At 73.3% G+C, this 7,452-nt stretch carries 6 protein-coding genes; 3 read left to right on the top strand and 3 right to left on the bottom strand.

All coding sequences use genetic code 11. From position 1 onward, the window contains the following. Positions 1–504 precede the first annotated feature (504 nt). From AB0D46_RS35015 to AB0D46_RS35005, 3 genes are all read left to right on the top strand, one after another. Positions 505–1,134, top strand: a complete 630-nt coding sequence (locus AB0D46_RS35015; protein ID WP_362883637.1) for a glutathione S-transferase C-terminal domain-containing protein — start codon at positions 505–507, stop codon at positions 1,132–1,134. 178 nt (positions 1,135–1,312) lie between these two features. Further along, on the top strand, positions 1,313–2,116 hold the full coding sequence (locus AB0D46_RS35010) for a carbon-nitrogen hydrolase family protein (RefSeq protein WP_362883636.1): 804 nt from the start codon (positions 1,313–1,315) through the stop codon (positions 2,114–2,116). Positions 2,117–2,185: 69 nt separating this feature from the next. Next, positions 2,186–3,898, top strand: a complete 1,713-nt coding sequence (locus tag AB0D46_RS35005; RefSeq protein WP_362883634.1) for an NAD(P)/FAD-dependent oxidoreductase — start codon at positions 2,186–2,188, stop codon at positions 3,896–3,898. Between the two features lie 73 nt (positions 3,899–3,971). On the opposite strand, the gene AB0D46_RS35000 is transcribed toward AB0D46_RS35005, so the two are convergent. The 3 genes from AB0D46_RS35000 to AB0D46_RS34990 all read right to left on the bottom strand — a co-directional run bounded on the left by AB0D46_RS35000 (position 3,972) and on the right by AB0D46_RS34990 (position 7,449). Beyond that, positions 3,972–4,652: a DUF5995 family protein gene (locus AB0D46_RS35000; RefSeq protein ID WP_362883632.1), complete on the bottom strand. Its 681-nt coding sequence runs from the start codon at positions 4,650–4,652 to the stop codon at positions 3,972–3,974. A 76-nt stretch (positions 4,653–4,728) separates the two neighbouring features. After that, positions 4,729–6,153 carry a solute carrier family 23 protein gene (locus tag AB0D46_RS34995; protein ID WP_362883641.1) on the bottom strand — a complete coding sequence of 475 codons (1,425 nt, stop codon included), beginning with the start codon at positions 6,151–6,153 and terminating at the stop codon, positions 4,729–4,731. Between the two features lie 81 nt (positions 6,154–6,234). Further along, a complete protein-coding gene (locus AB0D46_RS34990; RefSeq protein ID WP_362883630.1) occupies positions 6,235–7,449 on the bottom strand; it encodes an MFS transporter in 1,215 nt (404 codons plus the stop codon). Between the last annotated feature and the right edge of the window lie 3 nt (positions 7,450–7,452).

The following is a 7,452-nucleotide window of genomic DNA, read 5'->3' as shown; positions in this document are numbered from 1 at the left end:
CCGGGGGCTGCCCGCCCCCGGCGTGTGGTCGGCCCCGGGCCGGGGCCGACCTCACGCCTCGCCCCGGCGCGGGGAGTGCTGACCGGCCGGCCCGATGCCGATGCCCCTGCGGGTCACCCCTGGGCGGGCGCGTCCCGAGCCGCCGGGGCCAGGGCCTCCCGGTCCCGCTCGGTCCCGCCCCCTTCCGTTCCGTCCCGCTTCCGTTCCGTCCCGTTACCGTCCCGTTCCGCTCGTCCGGTCGCGCCCCTGCGACCCGTACGCGTCCCTGTCCCGCCCGCTCGACCCCGTCCGCCCCTGTCCCGCACACGACCGCCCCGCCCCCCCGTGCCGTCCGCCCCGTCCGCCCCCGTCCGTCCCGCCCGTCCAGGTCCCCGCCCCGTCCGTCCCCGCCCCGTACCGGCCGCCGCGTTCGCGCGGCGTCGGGCCCGGGCCACGTGCGCGGCGGCCACCGGCCGCCCGACCCGCCCCTCCCCGGTCAGGGGCAGGGCAACAGGAGATGTCGTCATGGTTCCGATGCTCATGCCCCGCAGCGCCCCCGTGCCGGCCCCGCGCGGTCGGATCGGTGCCGGGTTCTCCCCGGCCCCGCACCGCTACCACCTCTACCTCTCCACCGGCTGTCCCCGCTCCCTGCGCGTGCGGACCGCCCTCTCCCTGCTGGGCCTGACCGGCTGCGTCGGCACCACCCTGCTCGGCCCGCCCGCCACCCACGCCGCCCTGCGCCGCGCCTACGAGGCCGCCGGGCACCACTACGACGGCGCCCTCGCCGTGCCCGCCCTGTGCGACACCTGGAGCGGCCGCGTCGTCAGCAACCACACCCCCGACATCCTCGACGACCTCGCCGTCCGGCTCGCCGGCCGCCCCGATCTGAGCCCGCCCGTCCCCGCCCGGCACGCCGCCGCCGTCCGGGCCCTCCTCGACGGAGCCGCGCCGCACGCCGAGCGGACCGCCGCCCTCGACCTCCTGGACCGCCGCCTCGCCCTGCACCCGTACGCTCTGGGGGACAGGCCGACCCTCGCCGACGTGGACCTGTGGGTCGCCCTCCTCGACCCGACCGTGCTGCCCGCCGCCGGCCCGCACGCCCGTACGTACGTCCGTAGGCTGCGGGCCCACCCGGCCTTCGGCGCGGCCGCCTGACCGGGGGTTCAAGGACTCGCGAACCGTCCGGGGAGGGGTTCGCGCAACGAATCGCCGTACCGGCCGCCGAACGCGCAACGAATCGATGCGTCCAGCGCAACGGTGACGGCTTGTCGCGGTCGAACGCGCGAACGTACCGTGTTAAGGACCCCACCCCACCTGTCACAGAGGTACGCCCATGCCCCCGCTGCGCACCGCCCTCCTCCAGAGCTCCGGACGGCTCGGCGACACCGCCGAGAACCTCAAGCAGCTCGACGAGGCCGCGGCGCGCGCCGCACAGGGCGGGGCCGGGCTCCTCGTGACCTCGGAGATGTTCCTGACCGGCTACGCGCTGGACCTCCAGGACGTCCCCGGTCTCGCCGAACCGGCCGACGGCCCGTCCGCCGTCGCCGTCGGCGAGATCGCCCGCCGCCACGGACTGGCCGTCCTGTACGCCTACCCCGAGCTGGCGGCCGACGGGGCGGTCTTCAACGCGGCGCAGCTCATCGGCCCCGACGGGACCGCGCTCGCGAACTACCGCAAGACCCACCTCTTCGGCGGCTTCGAACAGGACGCCTTCACCCCCGGCGACACCCCCGTCGTCCAGGCGGACCTGGGCGGCCTCCGCGTCGGCATCATGATCTGTTACGACGTGGAGTTCCCGGAGAACGTCCGGGCGCACGCGCTCGCCGGAACCGACCTCCTCCTGGTTCCGACCGCGCAGATGCACCCGTTCCAGTTCGTCGCCGAACAGCTGGTCCCCGTCCGGGCCTTCGAGAACCAGATGTACATCGCGTACGTCAACCGGACCGGCCCCGAGGGCGAGTTCGAGTTCGTCGGCCTCAGCTGCCTCGCGAGCCCCGACGGAGTCACCCGGACCCGGGCCGGACGCGGCGAGGAACTCGCGTTCGCGGACGTCGACCCCGAGCTGCTGGCGGCCTCGCGGGAGACCAACCCGTACCTGCGCGACCGCCGTCCGGGGCTCTACGCCTCCCTCGCCTGACCCGCGACGCCCCCGTCGCCCCCCTTCCTCCCCGCCCTGCCTGCTCTGCCCGCAAGGAGACGTACCCCCATGACGTCCACGGTGCCCACCACCGCCGTCCCGCACAGCGACGGTCAGCCCCCGATCACCATGTTCGGGCCGGACTTCCCGTACGCCTACGACGACTTCCTCGCCCACCCGGCGGGCCTGGGCCAGATACCGGCGACCGAGTTCGGCACCGAGGTCGCCGTCATCGGCGGCGGGCTGTCCGGCATCATCTCGGCCTACGAGCTGATGAAGATGGGCCTCAAGCCCGTCGTGTACGAGGCCGACCAGATCGGCGGCCGACTGCGCACCGTCGGCTTCGAGGGCGCCGGCACCGAGGGACTGACCGCGGAGATGGGCGCCATGCGCTTCCCGCCGTCCTCCACCGCGCTCCAGCACTACATCGACCTCGTCGGCCTCGTCACCGAGCCGTTCCCGAACCCGCTCGCCGAGGCCACCCCCTCGACGGTCGTCGACCTCAAGGGCGAGACCCACTACGCCGAGACCATCGCGGACCTCCCGCAGGTCTACCGCGACGTGGCCGCCGCGTGGAACGCCTGCCTCGACGAGGGCGCCGACTTCTCCGACATGAACACCGCGATGCGCGAGCGGGACGTCCCGCGCATCCGCGAGATCTGGGCGAAGCTCGTCGAGAAGCTCGACGACGAGACCTTCTACGGCTTCCTCTGCAAGTCCGAGGCCTTCCAGTCCTTCCGCAAGCGGGAGATCTTCGGCCAGGTCGGCTTCGGCACCGGCGGCTGGGACACCGACTTCCCGAACTCCATCCTGGAGATCCTGCGCGTCGTCTACACCGAGGCCGACGACCACCACCGCGGCATCGTCGGCGGCTCGCAGCAGCTCCCGCTGCGCCTGTGGGAGCGCGAGCCCGAGAAGATCGTCCACTGGGCCCAGGGCACCTCGCTGTCCACGCTGCACGACGGCACCCCGCGCCCGGCGGTCACCCGCCTGCACCGCACCGCCGGCAACCGCATCACGGTCACGGACGCCTCCGGCGACATCCGCACCTACCGCGCCGCGATCTTCACGGCGCAGTCCTGGATGCTGCTCTCCAAGATCGCCTGCGACGACACGCTGTTCCCGATCGACCACTGGACGGCGATCGAGCGCACCCACTACATGGAGTCCAGCAAGCTCTTCATCCCCGTCGACCGGCCGTTCTGGCTCGACAAGGCCGTCGACGACAGGGGCAACCCGACCGGTCGCGACGTCATGTCGATGACCCTGACGGACCGCATGACCCGCGGCACCTACCTGCTGGACAACGGCCCGGACAAGCCCGCCGTCATCTGTCTCTCGTACACCTGGTGCGACGACAGCCTGAAGTGGCTGCCGCTGTCCGCGAACGAGCGGATGGAGGTCATGCTGAAGTCCCTCGGCGAGATCTACCCCCAGGTCGACATCCGCCGCCACATCATCGGCAACCCGGTGACCGTGTCCTGGGAGAACGAGCCCTACTTCATGGGCGCGTTCAAGGCGAACCTGCCGGGCCACTACCGTTACCAGCGGCGCCTGTTCACCCACTTCATGCAGGACCGCCTCCCCGAGGACAAGCGCGGCATCTTCCTCGCGGGCGACGACATCTCCTGGACGGCCGGCTGGGCCGAGGGCGCCGTCCAGACCGCCCTCAACGCGGTGTGGGGCGTCATGCACCACCTCGGCGGCTCCACCGACGGCACCAACCCGGGCCCGGGCGACGTCTACGACGAGATCTCCCCGGTCGAACTCCCGGAGGACTGACCTCCCCGGCACCACCCACGACATCGGGCCGCCCCCACGCGCACAGCGCGCGGGGGCGGCCCGATGTCGTCGGTCACCGCAGCGCGGCGGCCCACGGTGTGCGGCGGGGGGTCGTGGCGGTCGGGGTGAGGAGGCAGCGGCCCACCAGGCCGACGCCGGCGTCCAGGGACTCGCGGAACTCCTCGGCCAGGTCAGGGGAGCGGCGCAGCGTCCACAGCAGGCGGGCGGCCGACCAGGCGCCGTCGCGGGCGCGTTCCAGGCTCCACGAGCCGAGCAGGTGCGTCAGCGGGTCGGCGACCTCCAGCAGGTCGGGGCCGGGCATCAGGTCCTCCCGGATCTGCTCCTCCAGGGCCACCAAGGTGTCCCCGACCCGGTCGAAGTCGGCCTCCAGGGCGGCCGGCGCGCAATCCAGTGCCCGGCACGTCGACACCACCGCCATCGCCAGGTCGTGGCCGATGTGCGCGTTGATCCCGGCCAGCGCGTGCTGGAGCGGCCGCACCCCCGGGTGGCGCCGGTACTGGAGCAGTGGCCGCCAGCAGGCCGGCGCCCGGTCCGCTTCCACCGCCCTCAGGTAGTGCTCGGCGAACCGTACGCTCAGGGTCCGTGCGGTCCGGGGCGCGGGGAAGTCCCCGCGTTCGATGCGGTGGTGCAGGGTCTGCGTCACCGTCAGGTACACCCGGTTGAAGACGGCGACGCCGTCCTGCGCGGGGAGCCGCTCGTCGAGGGCGCGCATCCGCGCGAGTACCGCTTCCATGGGAGGCAGCGTCGCAGTCCGGGCGGGCCGTGCGGGGAACTTGGCCGTGGGCTTCCCCGGTTCGGGCGAAACTCCGTCAACCCCGCTTGTCGCCGGAGTCGGCGGAGCCCCCGGCGGAGCCGCCTCCGGGCGTCTCGTCGTAGGCCGAGGTGCCCGAGTCCAGCAGGGGTTCCTGTGCCTTGAGGTGGGCCGGGGCGAAGTAGCGCAGCGCGTGGTAGCCGGTGATCACCACGATGGTGCCGAGGGCGATGCCGCCCAGCTCGAAGCTGTCGGTGATCTGCAGCTCGACCCCACCCACGCCGATGATGATGCCCGCGGCGGCCGGTACCAGGTTCAGCGGATTGCGCAGGTCGACCCGGCCGTTGAGCCAGATCTGGGCGCCGAGCAGGCCGATCATGCCGTAGAGGATGACGGTGATGCCGCCCAGCACCCCGCCCGGGATCGCCGCGACGACCGCGCCGAACTTGGGGCACAGGCCGAAGAGCAGCGCGAACCCGGCCGCCGCCCAGTAGGCCGCGGTGGAGTAGACGCGGGTGGCGGCCATCACCCCGATGTTCTCGGAGTAGGTGGTGTTCGGCGGGCCGCCGACCGCCGTGGACAGCATGGAGGCGGCGCCGTCCGCCGCGATGGCGGTGCCGAGCTTGTCGTCGAGGGGGTCCCCGGTCATCTCGCCGACGGCCTTGATGTGCCCGGCGTTCTCGGCGATGAGCGCGATCACGACCGGCAGCGCGATCAGGATCGCCGACCACTCGAAGGCCGGCGCGTGGAAGGACGGCAACCCGATCCACTCGGCCTTGCCGACCCCCGACAGGTCGAGCCGCCAGTGGTCGACGGCCTCCGGGCCGCCCATCGGCGAGTGGATCCGGCCGAAGACCAGGTCGAAGACCCAGGAGATCGCGTACCCGAAGACCAGCCCGAGGAAGATCGCGATGCGTGACCAGAACCCGCGCAGGCACACCACCGCGAGACCGGTGAACAGCATGGTCAGCAGCGCCGTCCACTGGTCCTGCGGCCAGTACGTCGCGGCCGTCACCGGCGCCAGGTTGAAACCGATCAGCATCACGACCGCGCCCGTCACCACCGGCGGCATGGCCGCGTGGATGATCCGCGCGCCGAACCGCTGGACGGCCAGGCCCGCCAGGAACAGCGCGGCGCCGACCACGAACACCGCACCCGTGACGACGGCGCTGTCACCGCCGCCCGCCCGGATGGCCGCCGCGACGCCCACGAAGGACAGCGAGCAGCCCAGGTAGGACGGGACCCGGCCGCGCGTCGCGAGCAGGAAGATGGCCGTCGCGACACCGGACATCATGATGGCGAGGTTGGGGTCCAGGCCCATCAGGACCGGGGCGACGAAGCTCGCACCGAACATCGCGACGACGTGCTGGGCCCCGAGTCCGGCGGTGCGCGGCCACGACAGCCGCTCGTCCGGCCGTACCACCGCGCCGGGGGCGGGGGTCCGCCCGTCTCCGTGCAGGGTCCAGCGCACGCCGAAGCCCATGTTCCACCACTTCCGTTCCCGCAGCCCGTCCAGCATCCTGGCGGTCCGCCGCTCGCTCACCGCGGCGCGCCAGCCGCCATATTACGGGCCGATAGGTGCGGGTTCGTCCCGGTTGGCGGGATCGGCCGAACCCGCCGCCTGCTTCGGCCGCAGCACGGCAGCCCCCAGTACCAACGCGAACGCCAGCACCGTGACCAGAGCGAACGACACCACCAGGGAGGTAGCGTCGGCCACCGCGCCGATCGCCGACGGCGCGATCAGCCCCGAGGTGTAGGTGATCGTGGCGACGCCCGCGATGGCCTGGGCCGGAGCCGGCCCGCTGCGGCCCGCCGCCGCGAAGGCCAGCGGAACCACCACCGCGATGCCCAGCCCGATCAACGCGAAGCCCGCGAGAGCCCCCGCCGGATGCCGGACCGCGACCACAAGCACACCGCCCAGGGTGGCCAGTACGCCCCCCGCCCGTACGGTGCGCACCGCCCCGAACCGGTCCACGACCCGGTCCCCGACGAGCCGCGCCACGGCCATGGTCAGCGCGAAGGCCGTGGTGGAGGCGGCGGCCAGGCCCGCGTCCGTGTCCAGTACGTCCCGCAGGTACACGGCCGACCAGTCCAGGCTCGCCCCCTCGGCGAAGACCGCGCAGAAACCGATGGCGCCGATCAGCAGGGCGGACTTCGGCGGCAGGGTGAAGTGCGGCGGCGCCTCCGCCTCCTGATCGCCCTTCAGGTCCAACACGCCCCGTACGGCGACCAACCCGGCCGCGGTCAGGGCCAGCGCGACCAGCGTGTGGTGCAGCCGGGCGTCGGCCCCCAGGTGCGCGGCGACCGTTCCGGCGGCCGAACCGAGCAGCGCGCCCACGCTCCACATGCCGTGCAGCGAGGACATGATCGAGCGGCCGAGCCGGTTCTCGGTCTCCACGCCGAGGGCGTTCATCGCCACGTCCGACATGCCCGCGGTGGCCCCGTACACGAAGAGCGCCGCGCACAGGGTGACCAGGTTCGGGGCCAGGGCGGGCAGGATCAGGGACAGGGTCCACAGGCAGAGCAGCCCGCGCAGGGCGGTGCGCGCGCCGAAGCGGTGGTTGATCCGCCCGGCGAGCGGCATCGCGAGCGCCGCGCCCAGGGCGGGGAAGGCGAGGGCGAGGCCCAGGGTGCCCGAGCCGAGCTGGGCGTGGTCCTGGATCCACGGGATGCGGGTGGCGAAGGAGCCGGTCACGGCGCCGTGCGTGCAGAAGACGGCGGCGATCGCGAAGCGGGCGTGGCGCAGGCGCGCCGGGCTGAGGTCGGTGTCCCCGGTCATGGA

It is taken from the genome of Streptomyces sp. NPDC048383, from assembly GCF_040651775.1.
GTDB lineage: Bacteria > Actinomycetota > Actinomycetes > Streptomycetales > Streptomycetaceae > Streptomyces.
The sequence above is the reverse complement of the archived record's forward strand: the minus strand, read 5'-3'. Positions and strand labels throughout refer to the sequence as shown.

Coding starts and splice junctions, on each gene's coding strand:
- AB0D46_RS34995 (WP_362883641.1), bottom strand. CDS start 6,153: ATGGGCTTCGGCGTGCGCTGGACCCTGCACGGAGACGGGCGGACCCCC.
- AB0D46_RS35010 (WP_362883636.1), top strand. CDS start 1,313: ATGCCCCCGCTGCGCACCGCCCTCCTCCAGAGCTCCGGACGGCTCGGC.
- AB0D46_RS34990 (WP_362883630.1), bottom strand. CDS start 7,449: ATGACCGGGGACACCGACCTCAGCCCGGCGCGCCTGCGCCACGCCCGC.
- AB0D46_RS35015 (WP_362883637.1), top strand. CDS start 505: ATGGTTCCGATGCTCATGCCCCGCAGCGCCCCCGTGCCGGCCCCGCGC.
- AB0D46_RS35000 (WP_362883632.1), bottom strand. CDS start 4,652: ATGGAAGCGGTACTCGCGCGGATGCGCGCCCTCGACGAGCGGCTCCCC.
- AB0D46_RS35005 (WP_362883634.1), top strand. CDS start 2,186: ATGACGTCCACGGTGCCCACCACCGCCGTCCCGCACAGCGACGGTCAG.